The sequence below is a fragment of the [Clostridium] ultunense DSM 10521 genome (genome assembly GCF_000511955.1).
In the GTDB taxonomy this organism is placed as follows: domain Bacteria; phylum Bacillota; class Clostridia; order Tissierellales; family Tepidimicrobiaceae; genus Schnuerera; species Schnuerera ultunensis.
In genome coordinates, this window is the sequence record NZ_AZSU01000001.1 from 216,759 (window position 1) to 233,752 (window position 16,994).

18 protein-coding genes are annotated in these 16,994 nt (G+C 32.9%); 15 read left to right on the forward strand and 3 right to left on the reverse strand.

The features are described 5' to 3' along the window. The first annotated feature begins 3 nt into the window (after positions 1–3). Genes murB through CUL_RS0101110 form a run of 4 tightly spaced genes read left to right on the forward strand, consistent with a single transcriptional unit; the run spans position 4 to position 3,832 of the window. Positions 4–915 (forward strand): UDP-N-acetylmuramate dehydrogenase, encoded by a 912-nt coding sequence (gene murB / locus CUL_RS0101095; protein ID WP_005588320.1) that lies wholly within the window; start codon positions 4–6, stop codon positions 913–915. Positions 916–927: 12 nt separating this feature from the next. Continuing rightward, the gene (locus CUL_RS0101100; RefSeq protein WP_005588322.1) at positions 928–1,665 is read left to right on the forward strand and encodes a PHP domain-containing protein; all 738 of its coding nucleotides are present in this window, start codon (positions 928–930) and stop codon (positions 1,663–1,665) included. A 20-nt stretch (positions 1,666–1,685) separates the two neighbouring features. Further along, positions 1,686–2,543: an RNase adapter RapZ gene (gene rapZ, locus CUL_RS0101105; RefSeq protein WP_005588323.1), complete on the forward strand. Its 858-nt coding sequence runs from the start codon at positions 1,686–1,688 to the stop codon at positions 2,541–2,543. 14 nt (positions 2,544–2,557) lie between these two features. Next, positions 2,558–3,832, forward strand: a complete 1,275-nt coding sequence (locus CUL_RS0101110; protein ID WP_025640260.1) for a gluconeogenesis morphogenetic factor MgfK — start codon at positions 2,558–2,560, stop codon at positions 3,830–3,832. Between the two features lie 29 nt (positions 3,833–3,861). Here CUL_RS0101110 and CUL_RS0101115 read toward each other — a convergent pair whose 3' ends face one another. Then, positions 3,862–4,383 (reverse strand): hypothetical protein, encoded by a 522-nt coding sequence (locus tag CUL_RS0101115; protein WP_025640261.1) that lies wholly within the window; start codon positions 4,381–4,383, stop codon positions 3,862–3,864. A 94-nt stretch (positions 4,384–4,477) separates the two neighbouring features. Next, positions 4,478–5,512, reverse strand: a complete 1,035-nt coding sequence (locus CUL_RS0101120) for a M42 family metallopeptidase (RefSeq protein WP_025640262.1) — start codon at positions 5,510–5,512, stop codon at positions 4,478–4,480. Positions 5,513–5,656: 144 nt separating this feature from the next. Here CUL_RS0101120 and CUL_RS0101125 point away from each other — a divergent pair, with 144 nt between their 5' ends. The 4 genes from CUL_RS0101125 to CUL_RS0101135 are packed head-to-tail and all read left to right on the forward strand — an operon-like array spanning position 5,657 to position 7,346. Then, positions 5,657–6,067 (forward strand): NUDIX hydrolase, encoded by a 411-nt coding sequence (locus CUL_RS0101125; protein ID WP_201767822.1) that lies wholly within the window; start codon positions 5,657–5,659, stop codon positions 6,065–6,067. A 52-nt stretch (positions 6,068–6,119) separates the two neighbouring features. Further along, positions 6,120–6,563, forward strand: coding sequence for a DNA-binding protein WhiA (gene whiA, locus CUL_RS19835; protein WP_269077305.1), 444 nt, complete (start codon positions 6,120–6,122; stop codon positions 6,561–6,563). A 40-nt stretch (positions 6,564–6,603) separates the two neighbouring features. Continuing rightward, positions 6,604–7,083 (forward strand): DNA-binding protein WhiA, encoded by a 480-nt coding sequence (whiA, locus tag CUL_RS19840; protein WP_269077309.1) that lies wholly within the window; start codon positions 6,604–6,606, stop codon positions 7,081–7,083. Further along, positions 7,080–7,346, forward strand: coding sequence for an HPr family phosphocarrier protein (locus CUL_RS0101135; protein WP_005588330.1), 267 nt, complete (start codon positions 7,080–7,082; stop codon positions 7,344–7,346). The genes whiA (CUL_RS19840) and CUL_RS0101135 overlap by 4 nt, the downstream gene beginning before the upstream one ends. Before the next feature lie 40 nt (positions 7,347–7,386). On the opposite strand, the gene CUL_RS16415 is transcribed toward CUL_RS0101135, so the two are convergent. Beyond that, a complete protein-coding gene (locus tag CUL_RS16415; protein WP_035142649.1) occupies positions 7,387–7,767 on the reverse strand; it encodes a GrdX family protein in 381 nt (126 codons plus the stop codon). A gap of 134 nt (positions 7,768–7,901) precedes the next feature. Here CUL_RS16415 and CUL_RS0101145 point away from each other — a divergent pair, with 134 nt between their 5' ends. The 7 genes from CUL_RS0101145 (at position 7,902) to rlmD (ending at position 16,683) form a co-directional block, all read left to right on the forward strand. Then, positions 7,902–11,375: a DNA polymerase III subunit alpha gene (locus tag CUL_RS0101145; protein WP_025640263.1), complete on the forward strand. Its 3,474-nt coding sequence runs from the start codon at positions 7,902–7,904 to the stop codon at positions 11,373–11,375. Between the two features lie 103 nt (positions 11,376–11,478). Then, entirely contained in the window at positions 11,479–11,673 is a 195-nt protein-coding gene (locus CUL_RS0101150; protein ID WP_005588332.1) for a hypothetical protein, read from the forward strand. A gap of 30 nt (positions 11,674–11,703) precedes the next feature. Further along, positions 11,704–12,663: a 6-phosphofructokinase gene (gene pfkA / locus CUL_RS0101155; protein ID WP_025640264.1), complete on the forward strand. Its 960-nt coding sequence runs from the start codon at positions 11,704–11,706 to the stop codon at positions 12,661–12,663. Positions 12,664–12,678: 15 nt separating this feature from the next. Continuing rightward, positions 12,679–14,436 (forward strand): pyruvate kinase, encoded by a 1,758-nt coding sequence (gene pyk, locus CUL_RS0101160; RefSeq protein ID WP_005588334.1) that lies wholly within the window; start codon positions 12,679–12,681, stop codon positions 14,434–14,436. Positions 14,437–14,449: 13 nt separating this feature from the next. Then, the gene (locus tag CUL_RS0101165) at positions 14,450–14,860 is read left to right on the forward strand and encodes an acyl-CoA thioesterase (RefSeq protein WP_005588335.1); all 411 of its coding nucleotides are present in this window, start codon (positions 14,450–14,452) and stop codon (positions 14,858–14,860) included. Beyond that, complete coding sequence (locus tag CUL_RS0101170) at positions 14,857–15,249, forward strand: FxsA family protein (protein WP_005588336.1); 393 nt, start codon at positions 14,857–14,859, stop codon at positions 15,247–15,249. The genes CUL_RS0101165 and CUL_RS0101170 overlap by 4 nt, the downstream gene beginning before the upstream one ends. Before the next feature lie 54 nt (positions 15,250–15,303). Continuing rightward, positions 15,304–16,683 (forward strand): 23S rRNA (uracil(1939)-C(5))-methyltransferase RlmD, encoded by a 1,380-nt coding sequence (gene rlmD / locus CUL_RS0101175; protein ID WP_035142700.1) that lies wholly within the window; start codon positions 15,304–15,306, stop codon positions 16,681–16,683. The last annotated feature ends 311 nt before the right edge of the window (positions 16,684–16,994 follow it).

Sequence of the window (16,994 nt, forward strand, 5' to 3'; positions counted from 1 at the left end):
ATTTTGGAAATATCTAAACTTTATACATTATTTAAAGATAAAAGTTTTGGAGAAATATTGTTTGATGAGCCTATGAAAAACCACACCTCCTTTAAAATCGGCGGGCCAGCAGATATAATGGTAATACCTAATACAGAAAGAGAAGTTATTGAATCCATAAAATTTTGTAGGGATAATCATATAAAATATTTTATAATGGGGAATGGAACCAATCTGTTGGTTAAGGATACTGGCATAAGGGGAGTAGTTATTAAGATTGCCAATGGATTTGACAATATAGAAATAGATGGCAACAAAGTGATTTGCCAAAGTGGAACTCTAATATCTGTAATTGCAAAAGAGGCCTTGAGACAATCTTTAGCAGGTTTTGAATTTGCCAGTGGAATTCCAGGAACTATAGGTGGTGCTATTACTATGAATGCAGGAGCCTATGGGGGAGAGATGAAAGACATAGTAACTAAAGTACGAGTTCTAGATAAAAATAATAATGTAGTGGAGCTTACTAATGGAGAGATGAATTTCAGATATAGAGGTAGTACAGTTATAGACCAGGAGCTAGTGGTTTTAGGGGTAGAGTTAGAATTGGAAGAAGGGGAGTATTCCCAAATTGAAGAGAAAATGAAAGATTTAACCCATAGACGAGTTTCCAAACAACCATTGGATTTACCCAGTGGTGGCAGTACTTTTAAAAGACCTACAGGGTTCTATGCAGGTAAACTTATAGATGATGCTGGTCTAAGAGGTATCAGATATGGAGATGCACAGATTTCTGAAAAACATTGTGGTTTTATGGTAAATCGTGGAGAGGCAACTTTTGATGAGGTTTTTACTCTTATAAAGACAGTTCAGAAAATAGTGTATGATAAATTCAATATAATGTTGGAACCAGAAATAAAAATAATCGGGGATGACTAGAAAGGGAAATAGATGAAAATAACAGGAGATTATCATACTCATACCATATATAGTCATGGTAAAGGAACTATAGCGGAAAATGTAGAAACAGCTATTAAAAAAGGATTGAAAGAAATAGCTATATGTGACCATGGACCAGCTCATTATTTATATGGTGTAAGGAAAAACCAATTGTTTAAAATGAAAGAAGAAATAGATAGACTAAATGAGGAATATAAGAACAAAGGAATTAGAATATTATTAGGTGTGGAGGCTAATGTAATCGGCTATGATGGGACAATAGATGTGGATGACGATATACTTAATATTATCGACATACTTTTATTAGGATATCATTATGGAGTTACCCCTAAATCCTTTAAAGATGGATTGTTTATGTATATGATAAATCCGCTGTCTAAAATATTACCCATTTGTAGAGAACGGATTATAGAAAAGAATACTGAAGCATTGATAAAGGCTATTAATAAGTATCCAGTTGATATAATTACTCACCCAGATTCCAAAGCTAAATTAAATATTGAAAAAATTGGAGAAGCAGCTTTCGAAAAAGGAGTAGCTTTGGAAATCAATTCTAATCATAGCCAATTATCCATAGAAAATATCAAGATAGCATTGAAAACAGGGGTAGATTTTTGCATTAATAGCGATGCTCATGATCCAAAAAATGTAGGAAATGTAGAAGATGGGATAAAAAGAGCTAAAAAAGCCAATATTCCTATTGATAGGATTAGAAACCTAATAGATTAAACCTTGGAGGTGAAACTATATTGGAATTTGTAATAATTACAGGAATGTCTGGGGCAGGGAAAAGTCAAGCTATGAAAGCTATGGAAGATATGGGTTATTATTGTATGGATAATCTACCCCCTACCTTATTACCTAAGTTTGCAGAACTTTGCCACCAGTCGAAAAGAAATATTGATAAGGTAGCTGTGGTGGTAGATATTAGGGGAGGAATATTCTTTGAGGATCTATTTAAAGGGTTAGAAGAATTAAATGAAGAAGGAATAAAATATAGCATTTTATTCTTAGATGCATTAGACCAGGTATTGATCAAAAGGTACAAGGAACTTAGAAGACCTCATCCTCTAAATCCTAAGGGAGGAATATTAAATGGAATATTGGAAGAAAGAAAACTATTAGAAGAGGTAAAGAAGAAGGCGGATTTTGTTATAGATACATCTAAACTAACGATAGGAATGCTTAAAGAAGAAATTTACAAAATATTTTTTGAAGGACTAGAATTGCGGAAGTTAACAATATCCATAGTGTCCTTTGGATTTAAACATGGTATGTTATTAGATGCAGACCTAGTATTTGACGTTAGGTTTATTCCTAACCCTTACTATGTACCAGAATTGAAAGATTTTACTGGAGAAGATGAAGATGTGAAGAGATATGTATTCCATTGGGACCAAACCAATATATTTATGGATAAATTAATGGATATGTTGGAATTTTTGATTCCTTATTATATAAAAGAAGGCAAAACCCAGCTAATAATAGGAATAGGATGTACTGGAGGAAAACATAGGTCTGTAGCTATTGCCAATGAGATAGAAAAAAGGCTTAAAGAGAATGAACATAGGGCTATTGTAAGTCATAGAGACTACAAATTAGCGTAAAGGAGTATAGATTTATGGATAAAAAATATAGACCTAGGCTAATAATTTTAGGCTGGATATCCTTGGGAGTCCTTGGAATATTTTTATTATTAATTGGTCTTTCTAGCTTTGTATATGAATTATTTACTAACTATAGAATGGGTATAAAGATTATATTTTCAATAATTGGCATTACTCTCATTGTATTTTCCATTAAAAAATCTTTTTTTGAAATAATCAATGGAGTTAAGAAAAATGGGCTAAATGGAAATATTAATCGAAACGATATTAGCAATATGATATATAGAGAGAGAGTATTATCTAAGGGACCAAAGGTGGTAGTTATTGGAGGAGGAACTGGACTATCCGTATTGTTAAGAGGACTTAAGGAATCTACCTCCAATATAACTGCTATTGTAACAGTAGCAGATGATGGTGGAGGTTCGGGCATATTAAGAGAGGATTTAGGTATGTTGCCTCCTGGAGATATTCGGTCTTGTATATTGGCATTGGCCAATACAGAGCCTACTATGGAAAAATTACTCCAGTATAGATTTGATGAAGGACTGTTAAAGGGACAAAATTTTGGTAACCTATTTATCGCCGCCATGAATGAAATATATGGAAGCTTTGAAATGGCCATAAAGGAAACCAGTAATGTATTAGCCGTTACTGGTAAAGTTCTACCTATGACATTAGAGGATGTAACTCTATATGCAGTGCTGGAGAATGGACACACTATAAAAGGTGAATCTGAAATTCCCTTAAAAAATAAAGAATTGTCCAGCAGAATAAAGCGAATTTATATGGAACCAATGGTCAGTTATCCTTTAACTGAGGCTGTAGAAGCCATAGAGGATGCGGATTTAATAGTATTAGGCCCGGGGAGTTTATATACCAGTGTAATACCTAACCTATTGGTAAATAATATTGTGGATACCATTTATAGGGCAGAGGGGCCTAAAGTATATATTACAAATGTTATGACCCAGCCAGGGGAAACCGATAGCTACACGGTATTAGATCATGTAGAGGGTATAGTCACCCATAGTAGAGAAGATTTTTTAGATTATGTAATTGTAAATATAGAGGAAATACCAAAGGAAACCCTAACCAAATACGCCTCAGATGGATCGGAACCTGTAATTTTAGGGGGAGATGATGAAGAGATATTGAATTCTAAAGGTATACAAGTAATAAAAGGAAATTTAATAGATATTAAAAAGGATTATATACGTCATGACTCAATAGAACTAAGTAAAATGTTAATAGATATAGCTAAAAACAAAGTAAGTAAAATCCAAATATAAAGGGGCGATTTAATCGCCCCTTGAATCTATTAACTCTTTTTTACTTCTTCAAGCATCCTAGAAATTAAATTGCCTGCAGACTTTTTAGTCAAGTTATCATAATTTACAGAAGTATTTAGCTCATTTGCTAATTTTCTAATGGTTTCCAATTGCCTTTTAGTAGGAGGTTCCGTTTGATTAGTTATAAACTCATCTTCCATTTCATTTTCTCTATCTTCTAAAGACAACTCCTCAAAAGCAGTCATCCCCACATTGGTCAAATCCCTTAAAACCCTTGCTTTAGCACGGGTAGAAGCCATTCTGATTAAATGAGGCACTATAGTAGAGTTAACGGACTGGGGACTAGCATCGCCTAAATCAGTATATACTTCATTTTCCGTTGTGGCAGTGGCCTTACATATGGCTGTCATATTATTTTCTCTTGTTGGAATTTGGATTAGTTCCACCTGTATAGATTTCAAATTCCGTTGGTGAGCCAAATCTAATAGACCTTCATAGGTTACGTAGGATTTGCCCTGCAAATTTATAATAAATTTTTCATTAATACTCATTAAACCACCTCATCTATATTTTGCAAAGAATACTTTAAATTAAACCTGGAAATGTTAAACAATTATATTATATCATAGGTGGCTTATCAACATGTTAAGTTAAATATAGTATGCCTAACTTTATAGTGTTTTCTATAGCATTTTTATGGGTTCTTTCAAAAGAATGGGAAGCATCAACACCAGGACCGATTAATCCTACCTTAAAATCATAACCTGCCCTTAATGCTGCAGATCCATCAGACCCATAGTAGGGATATATATCAATTTTATAATTCAAATTATTTTCTTTTGCTAAACTAACCAGTCGGTTTTTTAGTTCTAAATCATAAGGACCAGAACTGTCCTTTGCACATATGGTTACACTATATTCATCAGAGGTTTGCCCTTCTCCAGGGGCAGCCATGTCTATAGCTATGAATTCAAAGGTTTTTTCAGGAATAGCAGCACTAGCACCATGGCCTACTTCTTCATAATTACTAATAAAAAAATTGGTAGTATATCGAGGTTTAATATTATTATCCATTAGATATTTAGCGATTCCTAATATGGAAGCTACACCAGCCTTGTCGTCTAAATGTCTAGATTTGACAAACCCACTTTCAGTAACAACTGTTCTAGGATCAAAGAATATAAAATCGCCTACATTAATACCTAATTTTTCAATATCTTCTTTTGAAGAAACTTTTTCATCTAATCTAATTTCCATATTATCCATATTTCTTTCTAGAGTTTTAGTTTCCTCCCCATGGACATGGGAAGAAGCTTTAGTTGTAAGTATAGTGCCAGGGTATAATTTTCCATTACTACTTTCAATATTTACGTATTCGCCTTCTACAGTACTCCAAACATAACCTCCGACTTGGGTTAGTTTAATTCTTCCGCTAGACTTGATTTCTTTTACCATCCCGCCTAAAGTGTCTACATGGCCTGATAAGGTGATTTCTTTTTCTTGATTTTTCCCAACAATTGTGGCAATTAATGCATCTTTATTAGTCCTATAGGTGGAAATACCCATAGAATTGAACTCCTTTTCCACAAAATCTATAGCTTTTTTTGTATTACCTGATGGACTAGGAATATTAAGCAAAGATACTAACCTGTCCACTACATAATCCACATCTAATTTCATAAAGAAAACCTCCTTTGAAATTTCATTCTATATTATTATATCACCTTAGTACCATATTAAAGCAATCTATTTAAAAAAATTTAGCATAATATTTATATTTGTAGTATAATAAGCTTAATATCCATATAGTTAATATAATGGGAGATGGTTTTGGTGGTTGAAGAAGTAAGTGCTGGAGGTGTGGTGATATTTGGTAATGCCATACTTTTATTAAAAAAATTTAATGGAGATTGGGTATTGCCTAAGGGAAGGGTAGAAAAAAATGAGAATATTAGAGAAGCTGCTATTAGAGAGGTATTGGAGGAAAGTGGTGTAAAGGCTGAGATAATAAGATATATAGGTATGGTCCATTATACTTATAAAAATATTAAGGGTGATGAAACGGTATTTAAGACAGTCCATTGGTATCTAATGAAGGCCAATAGTATGGAATCAGTACCACAAAAAAAGGAAGGTTTTATAGAAGCTACTTTTGTCCATAAAGATAGGGTTAAAGACCTAGTTAAATATAATGATGAGAGAAAAATACTTAAAAAGGTTTTAAAATTAATTTAGATTTGATATAATCTTAACAATCTTATTGTAAAATAAAAGTAGGAGAGATATAATGTCTTTTTCATCAACAACTAAGAATGAATTGTCAAGATTACCTATTCAAAATAGGTGTTGTGCCATAGCTGAGTTAGCTGCTATAGTTAGAATGAGTGGTACAATCCAAATAACTGGAATGAAACGCATTAGTTTGAAATTTGGGACGGAAAACGCTGCCATTGCAAGAAGGATATTTACTTTGTTGAAAATTTTATACAATACAGATGTAGAAGTTATGGTAAGAAAAAATAAACAATTAAAAAAGAATAATAACTATTTAATAATTGTAAATAGCATGGAAATAACTACAAAAATTTTAGAGGATGTAGGATTTTTAACAGATGAAGATAGTAGTTATTATACTATAGATTATAAAACGCCAGAAAATTTGATAGAGAATAGGTGTTGTAGAAGGGCCTATATTAGAGGGGCATTTTTAGGGGGGGGGCTCTATCAGTAACCCAGAGAAAGCTTACCATTTAGAGTTCGTTACTAATAGTATAGAGCATGGTAAGGATTTATCAGAAATAATAAACTCTTTTAATCTAGATTCTAAAATAGTAGTTAGAAAGGAAAATTATGTAGTCTATATTAAAGAAGGAGGGCAAATAGTAGATATATTAAATATAATGGAAGCTCACCAGGCTTTACTTAAATTGGAAAACATTAGGGTTTTTAAGGATGTAAGAAATAATATTAATAGACTTGTAAATTGTGAAACTGCAAATTTAAGTAAAACCATAGATGCATCTTTGCGTCAAGTGGAAAATATTGAATATATAGATAGTAAAATAGGAATTGATAAACTTCCTAAAAATCTTCGCGAGATTGCCAGATTAAGGTTGCAATATAGGGAAGCTAGTCTTAAAGAATTGGGAACCATGCTAAAACCTCCAGTAGGGAAGTCTGGAGTAAATCATAGATTTAGAAGAATAGACGAAATTGCAGAAGATTTAAAAAGAAAGGAGAATGAGACATGATAAGAAAAAATGTAATTCTAAATAATGAAGTTGGGCTACATGCCAGGCCAGCTGCATTATTTGTCCAAGCGGCAAACAAATTTTCTAGTAATGTATATATTGAGTTAGAAGGTAGAAAGGTGAATGGTAAAAGCATTATAGGAGTCATGTCTTTAGGTGCATTCCATGGAGAAGAAATCACTTTGATTGTTAATGGCGAAGATGAAGAGGAGGCTATGGAAGAATTATCAAAATTAATAGAAGATGGGCTAAAAGATTTGTAGATAAGAGTAAATCCCTTCAGTGAAGGGATTATTTTATTCTTTAAATAATCTTATCCATTACATTTTCTATCAAAGACAAGTCTATTATTCTAAAATCAGCAAGGACCTTTTCTGTCCAATTGGGAGTAGGTTTATTTTTTATAAATTTTTTAGCAGTAGCAATACTATCTTCAATAATCATTAAACTATCATAATCCATAGAACTTTTATCCTTGCTTATTATTATGGTTTTATAGGGAGTTTCGTTAGGTTTCACACTACCGGATAGAGGATGAGTCATCAATTTATGTCCCTTGTGAATCTGATCCCTCACGTATTCCAATACATCTAAATAAGTAAATTTTTCATCGTATTTAATTTCAACATTGTCCTTATATTTTTCACATACATATTTATTATTTGTTACTATAATATTTTTCATCTTAGACCTCCAAAACTTTTGATACATTTATTTTATCATAAATTAGAAGCCAATAGAAGATTATGAAAGGTAGTTTTATTTATTTTTGTTTATGATAGAATAAAGATATAAATATACTTAGAAAGGGTTTTATTATGGTTTATCAAAAAGAGTTTGTCCATTTACATGTTCATACTGAATATAGTTTGTTAGATGGTTCCAGCAGAGTTAGAGACCTTTTAGACAGAACCAAAGATTTAGGAATGGATTCTATAGCAATAACAGACCATGGTTCCATGTTTGGTGTAATAGAATTTTATAAGCAGGCTAAAAAAAGAGGGATCAAACCAATACTTGGGTCTGAAGTTTATATTGCCATAAATAGGTATACTGAGAAGGAACCAAAGGATAAGAATCAATACCATTTGGTTTTATTGGCGGAAAATAATATTGGTTATCAAAACCTAATGAAAATAGTTTCAGAAGGATACGTAAATGGTTTTTATTATAAACCTAGAGTAGACCATGATGTACTAGCAAAACATAGCCAAGGCATAATTGCATTAAGTGGATGCTTAGGGGGAGAAATTCCTAAACATCTATTAGATGGAAATTATAAAAAGGCAAAAGAAATAGCCCATAAATACAACAAAATATTTGGTCAGGACAATTTTTTCTTGGAAATACAGGATCATGGGATGGAAGAACAAAAGGGGATTAATGAACAGTTGGTAAAACTAAGCCAGGAAACGGGAATACCATTAGTTGCCACCAATGATGTCCATTATTTGAGAAGAGAAGATGCAATAGTCCATGATGTGCTTCTATGTATTCAGACGGGAAAGACCATAGACGAAAGTGATAGGATGAGGTTTCCTACAAACGAATTTTATTTAAAATCCTACGACGAAATGGGGAGCATTTTTGGAAATGTGAAAGAAGCTTTAGAAAATACGGCTTGGATTGGTGAAAGGTGTAATGTTACTTTAGATTTTGATACCCTACATTTACCTGAATATAAAGTACCAAAAGGATATACAGATTTAGAGTATTTAAAAAAACTCTGCATTGATGGATTACACAAAAGGTATAAAAGAATTACCCCGGAAATAATGGCTAGATTTAATTTCGAGTTTAATACCATAGTTGAAATGGGGTATGTAGACTATTTTCTTATAGTTTGGGATTTTATTAAATTTGCAAAAGACAATGGGATAATTGTAGGGCCAGGTAGGGGATCAGCAGCAGGAAGTATCGTATCCTATGCCTTAGGTATTATTGATATAGACCCATTAGAATACGATTTATTATTTGAAAGATTTTTAAATCCTGAAAGAGTATCTATGCCAGATATTGATATAGATTTTTGTTATGAGAGAAGGGAAGAAGTAATAGATTATGTGGTAGAAAAATATGGGGAAGATAGGGTAGCACAGATAGTTACCTTCGGAACTATGGCAGCTCGAGGGGCTATTCGCGATGTGGGAAGGGCTATAAATATGCCCTATGGGGAAGTAGATTATATTGCAAAGCAAATCCCTATGGAAATAGGCATGACAATTTCTAAAGCCCTAGATGTTAATAAGACTTTAAGGCAAATATATGAAACAAAAGAAGAAGTTAAAAACCTAATAGATTTAGCCATGGCGGTAGAAGGTCTGCCAAGGCATACTTCCACCCATGCTGCTGGAGTAGTAATTTCAAAAGAGCCTATTACCACCTATGTGCCTTTATCTAGAAATAACGATGCTATAACCACTCAGTTTAATATGATTGAATTGGAAGAATTAGGCCTTTTAAAGATGGATTTTTTGGGGTTGAGAACCCTTACAGTAATTAGGGATGCTGTTAATTTAATAGAAAAAAATCATGGAATTAAAATTGATTTTTCTAATTTGAGCTATGATGACCCTAAAGTATTGGAATTATTTGCAAAAGGTGAAACCTTAGGTATATTCCAGTTTGAATCTGCTGGCATGAGACAATTTTTAAAGGAACTGAAACCCAATATGTTTGAAAACTTAATAGCTGCTAATTCCTTATTTAGACCTGGTCCTATGAACCAAATTCCTCAATATATTGCTAACAAAAACAATCCGGAAGATATAGAATATCTACATCCTAGGCTTAAACCTATTTTAGAAGTAACCTATGGTTGCATTGTCTATCAAGAACAGGTAATGCAGATAGTAAGGGATATAGGCGGATTTACCATGGGTGGTGCAGATTTACTAAGAAGAGCCATGGGTAAAAAGAATATGGAAGTAATGGAAGAGGAAAGAAGAAGGTTTATCTATGGAGATACTGATGAAGAAGGACAGGTCATAATAAAGGGAGCTTTGAGGAATGGTGTAGATGAAAAGACTGCCAATAGGATATACGATTTAATGATCGATTTTGCCAAATATGCTTTCAACAAAAGTCATTCTGCAGCCTATGCTGTAGTGGCGTATAGAACTGCTTGGCTTAAATATTATTATCCAGTAGAGTTTATGGCAGCCCTTATAAGCAGTGTAATGGGAGATACCAATTCCGTTTCCCTATATATCCAAGAGTGTAAAAGGTTGGGAATAGAAATATTGCCACCAGATATCAACGAAAGTTTCAAAAAATTTACCGTTGTAGATGGAAAGATTAGATTTGGTTTAATGGCAGTAAAGAATGTAGGAGAAAATTTCATAGAGATAATTATTAAGGCAAGAGAGGATGGAATTTTTACAAGCTTTACAGATTTTTGTGAAAGAATAGAAAGCATTGACCCTTCTGTAATGAATAAAAGAGCAGTAGAAAGCCTTATTAAATGCGGTGCAATGAATAGTCTAGGGGGTAATAGGGCTCAGCTATTAGCTATTTTTGAAAAAACTATGGATGGTATCCATGCAGACAGAAAAAGGAATATAGAAGGCCAGTTCTCTATGTTTGAGACAATAGATACTAAAATATCAAAAGATAATTTACCGGAATTAAAGGAATTTCCACAGAAAAACTTGCTGGCTATGGAAAAGGAAATGATGGGTATTTATATTAGTGGACATCCATTACAACCATACGAGGAGGAACTAAATAAAATATCTACAATGACCACTTCTGAATTGTTGCAAGCCCAAGAACAGTTAAGGGAGAATTTAAGTGAGAATATTGATGGGAAAAAGATTATAATTGGTGGTATTATCGTTTCAAAGAAGAATAAAATAACTAAAAATAATAATATGATGGCCTTTATTACTTTAGAAGATCTATATGGTGCTATAGAATGTATTGTATTTCCTGCTACTTATGAAAGGTATAATAGGTTAATAGATGAGGATAGTTTAGTAGTTATCCAAGGAAAGGTAAGTTTAAATGAAGAGGAAGAACCTAAGATAATATGTGAAAAGATAATCCCATTAAATAAATATAAAAAGGGAAAAATATATTTAAAGATATCTAAAGAAAAGCCTTTAAATACATTTAATTCAATTAAAAAAATATTATCCAAATATAAAGGGGAGACTCCAGTATATGTATATATGGAAGGCGATAGGAAGACAGTAATGGCTCAGAGGGACTTATGGGTTGATATGGAGCAGAAATTGTTATTTGATGAGTTGGCTGAAATATTGGGGAAAGATAATATAAAGGTTTCCTAAAGTATTAATCTTTTAAAAATAATTGAATTTTATGTTATAATTGTTATTATGAAATTTTTATATGGCAACCTTAACAGATACTATTAGTTAGGAGAGTGTAAAAATGTGGACTGCAGTTTATTTGGCTACAGGTTTAGATGCGGCAATAAGGGTTGAAAAAAAATTAGAAAAAGAAGGTTTTCTAGTCAAAAAACAGCTATTTTCCAAAGAAGGAGATGAAGAGTTATATGAAATATTAGCCCCAGAGTTTGAAGCCAATGAAATACAAGCAGTACTATTTGATTTAGGCATTATTTAATTGAATATTATATAGTTGGGAGGAGAAAATATGAAGATAATAGGTGTGCTAACTAGTGGTGGAGATGCGCCGGGCATGAATGCCGCCATTAGGTCCGTAGTAAGAACGTCCATATATAATCAAACTAGGGTTTTAGGCATTAAACAAGGTTATAATGGATTATTAAATGGAGAAATTGAAGAGATGAATTTATCCTCTGTAGCAGATATAATCCATAGGGGTGGCACTATGTTAAGGAGTGCCAGATGTGATGAATTTAAGACTGAGGAAGGACTAAAAAAAGCTATTAATGTAATAAAGATTTTTGGGATAGATGGATTAATAGTACTAGGTGGGGATGGAACTTTTAAAGGTGCAAATAATTTAAGTGATGCAGGGATACCAACCATTTGCATTCCTTGTACTATAGACAACGATATGGGATATACCGACTATACTATAGGTTTCTTTACAGCTGTAGAAACGGTAGTAGACGCTATAAGTAAAATAAGGGATACTTCTACATCTCATGGTCGAGCTAATATAGTTGAAGTAATGGGAAGAGAGTGTGGAGATATAGCCCTTTATTCTGGACTAGCTGGAGGAGCTGAAAGCATCATCGTTCCAGAAGTTGAGTTTGACATAGATGAAGTATGTAGGAAGATTATACAGGGTAGAAATAGAGGTAAGCTTCACCATATTATAGCATTGGCAGAGGGCATAGGGAATGCCTATGAAGTTGCAAAAGAAATAGAGGAAAAGACTGGTGCAGAAACTAGGGTAACTATATTGGGACATATTCAAAGGGGAGGAACCCCTACTGCTTTCGACAGAATTATGGCTAGTAAAATGGGAAATAAAGCAGTAGAACTTTTACTTTCCAATGAGTCAGGTAAAGCTTTAGGCATAAAATGTAATGAATTGATTAGCATGGATTTAGACAAGGCACTCAACACTAAAAAAGAGTTTGACAAAAATATGTATGATATAGCAAAAATACTTTCTATATAAGGAGGGATTGGAAATATGAAAAAGACAAAGATAGTATGTACTATAGGGCCAGCTTCTGAGAAAGAGGAGGTTTTAAGAGAACTGTTTTTAAAAGGATTAAATGTGGCTAGACTTAATTTTTCTCATGGTACCCATGAAGAACATAGAATAAGAATTAATACTATAAAAAAATTAAGGGAAGAATTAAAATTGCCTATTGGGATTATGTTAGATACTAAAGGCCCAGAGATTAGATTAGGGAGTTTTGATCAAGAAGCAATAGAATTAAAGGATGGGGATTCTTTTACTTTAACAACGAGGGATATTTTGGGAGATGAATCCATAGTTAGCGTTTCTTATGAAGGATTGGCAAAGGATGTTAATAAAGGGGATAGAATACTTGTAGACGATGGTCTTGTAGAGTTAGAAGTGGTTGAAATCCTTAACGGAACGGATATAAAGTGTACTGTTCTCAATGGTGGGACATTAAGAGACCATAAGGGTGTAAATATACCCAACGTGTCTATCAATTTACCAGCGGTAACAGGAAAGGATATTGAAGATATTAAGTTTGGAATAGAAAATGATATAGATTTTGTTGCTGCTTCCTTTATAAGGAAAGCTGAAGACGTATTAGAAATAAGAAAGATATTAGAAGAGAATGGTGGAGAGTATATAGATATCATATCTAAAATAGAAAATCAAGAAGGTGTTGATAATATTGATGAAATCATAGAGGCTTCCGATGGGATAATGGTGGCTAGAGGAGACTTAGGGGTAGAAATCGAGACGGAGGAAATCCCTCTTATACAGAAGAAGATAATTAAAAAATGTAACATAGCTGGCAAACCAGTAATTACAGCCACTCAAATGTTAGACTCTATGATGAGAAATCCAAGACCTACAAGAGCTGAGGTAACAGATGTAGCCAATGCCATTCTTGATGGGACTGATTCTATAATGCTATCTGGAGAAACAGCGGCAGGGAAATATCCTATAGAATCTGTAAAGACTATGTATGATATTGCTACAAGAACTGAGACATCTTCTGAGTATTTAGAAATACTGAAGTTTAAATCTGTGGACAAAGATATATCAACAACTAATGCTATAAGTAAGGCAACTTGTACCACAGCAGAAGATTTAAAAGCTAGTGCAATTATTACAGCTACTTCATCGGGTTATACATCTAAAGCCATATCAAAGTTTAGGCCAAAGGCACCAATAATTGCGGCTACTACAACTGAAAGGGTAATGAGGAAACTATCCTTAGTATGGGGAGTCTATCCTGTCTTATCCTTGAAAAGCGATGATACCGATGAAGTAATAGACAGATCAATCCATAGCGCCGTGGAGAAAGGCTATATTAAAGAAGGGGATTTAATAATAATAACAGCTGGTATACCTGTAGGTGTATCAGGAACTACCAATTTAATAAAAGTCCATACTGTAGGTAAAGTATTGGTGAAAGGGACGGGAATAGGCAAACAATCCATTACCGGGGAAATATGTATTGGCAGCAATAAGGAGGAATTGCAGAATAAATTTAAAGAGGGAGATATTTTAGTAAGTAAGTTCACTGATAAGGATATGGTAGATTTCATGAAAAAAGCATCGGCTATAATAGTAGAACAGGGTGGATTAACATCTCATGCAGCAATAGTTGGGTTAAATTTTGAAAAAGCAACAATCGTAGGTGTAAAGAATGCCACGAAGATATTAAATGATGGAGATATAGTAACTGTAGACACTGTTACCGGCCTAGTTTATAAAGGAGAAGCTAGGGTTCTTTAGGGGTGAATAGTTTATGAACCTATGTACATCTATTAGGGTAAGATATGAGGAAACAGATCAGATGGGCGTAGTATACCACGGCAATTATTTTACTTGGTTTGATATTGGAAGGACTGAGTTTTTTAGGAAACTCAATATAGTATACGGGCAACTGGAAGAAGAAGGGATTCTTCTGCCGGTAATTGAAGCAAATTGTGAATATATAATGCCTGCGAAATATGATGATGAAATAATAATATGTACGAAATTGGTAAAACTAAAAGGTGTAAGGCTAGAATTTGGATATACCTTGTATAGAAAAGAAGATAATACATTGATTGCCAAAGGTCGAACTATTCATGCTTTTGTAGACAAAAATTTAAAACCTATAAATTTTAAGAAAAGATATAGGGAAATTTGGGATCTGTTAGGAGAAACAATATGAAGAAAATTATTTTATTATTTATTTTATTACCTATATTGGACTTGTATATATTGATTAAAGCCTCTCAAACTATGGGATTTGGTGTTACAGTAGTACTTATAATATTAACGGGGATAGCCGGATATTATTTAGCCAAAACTGAAGGAAGATTAGTTATTCGAAATATAAATAATGCCATGTCCCAAGGGAATATTCCAGGGAATGAGATATTAACTGGATTTTCTATTTTAATAGGCGGGTTTTTATTATTATTGCCTGGGATTGTTACAGATATAATTGGGATAACCATGGTATTACCGGGGACTAGGAATTTTTATAAAGAGTATATTAGAAGAAAAATTGAAAGAATGATCAATAAAGGCTATACTAGGATTATGATTAGATGGTAATATATTAAATGGGGGCACAAATTTGTGCCCCATTTTTCTGGAGAGGAGTGTCCTATGGATCAATTTAAAGTTGGGGATAAAATAGAATTAAACATTATAGATATAAGTAGTGAAGGTTTGGGAGTAGGCAGGCATAAGGGGCTTGCATTTTTTGTTGAGGGAGGAACTTTAGGAGATAGAGTATTATTTGAAATAGTAGAATTAAAGAAAAGGTATGGGATAGGGAAGACATTGGAAATAATAGAAAAATCTCCTTATAGAATAGGATCTAAATGTGAGTTCTTTCCACAATGTGATGGGTGTCAACTTCAAAATTTAGATTATTATAAACAATTGGAATTTAAAAAGAATATAGTGGAAAACAATTTGGAGCGGATAGGCAAGATAAACAATGTAGTAGTCAAGGATACTATAGGAATGGAATATCCTTTTAGATATAGGAATAAGGCAGAATTTAAAGTAGAGAAAAATTATAAAATAGGCTATTATAAAAGAGGAACCCATGATATTGTACCTGTTGACAAATCTATTATACAAAATAAGATGGTAGATGATATATTAATTTTAATTAAAGAATATATGAAGAAGTATAAAGTAGAAGGCTATGATAGGAAGAATAAAAAAGGTATAATTATGAATATACTAATAAGAACAACTAAAGATAATAAAGCTATGGTGGTAATCGTAACAAAATGTGAAAATCTTCCTTACAAAAATGAGTTAATAAAAATGTTAACTTTCCCAGACAAGAGAGTCTCTAATATTTCTTATAATGCTATAGTAAGCATATATCAAAATGTAAAAAAGAATGATACATCGGTAGTATTAGGAGCTAAAGATATAAAACTATATGGAGAAGATAGGATTTTAGATTATATAGGAGAGTATAAATTTCTAATTTCTCCAAAATCCTTCTTTCAAATAAACCCTGTGCAAACGGAAGTACTATATGATAAGGTGGTAGAGTATTTAAGCTTAAATGGAAATGAAACTATAGCAGATTTATACTGCGGAATAGGTACTATATCTTTATTTATATCAAAGTATGCAAAAAAGGTATATGGTGTGGAAATTGTAAAGGAAGCTATAGAAGATGCCAATGAAAATAAAGATTTAAATGGAGTAAACAATGTAGAATTCATATTAGGCAAAAGTGAAGATATATTACCAAAGTTAAATAAAAAGGGAATTAAGCTGGATGCCATAGTAGTAGATCCTCCTAGGAAAGGCCTTGATAAGTTATTAATAAATTCCATAATAGATGCAAATCCAGAAAAAATAGTCTATGTATCCTGTAATCCATCAACATTGGCTAGAGATTTAGGTTATTTGGTTGGAAAAGGCTATAAGGTACTAGAAGCACAACCAGTGGATATGTTTCCCATGAGTATGCATATAGAGACCATAGCGTTACTACAAAGAGAAATTATGTAGAAATCCTGAGATTCAAGCTCTTTCATGACCATTTTGAATTCATAGAAGATGACCAAAGTAACAAGCGAAAAGTGCTGAAAAAGTATTTTAATGTTTCAGTGGTGGTTGACCTAGTTAGTGGAGACACAAGAAAATAAGGACAAAAATGAGAATCAGCAAGGATTAAAAAACTTGCTGATTTTTGCATTTATACTCTTAGACTTGTCAAAAGCACAAGTCAAGAATGGTGATTTTGATAATTCTAGAATGGCAAAAAAGAAAAGTCTAGACTTATCAAAATGACAACCTAACTATATAGAGATTAGTTAGAT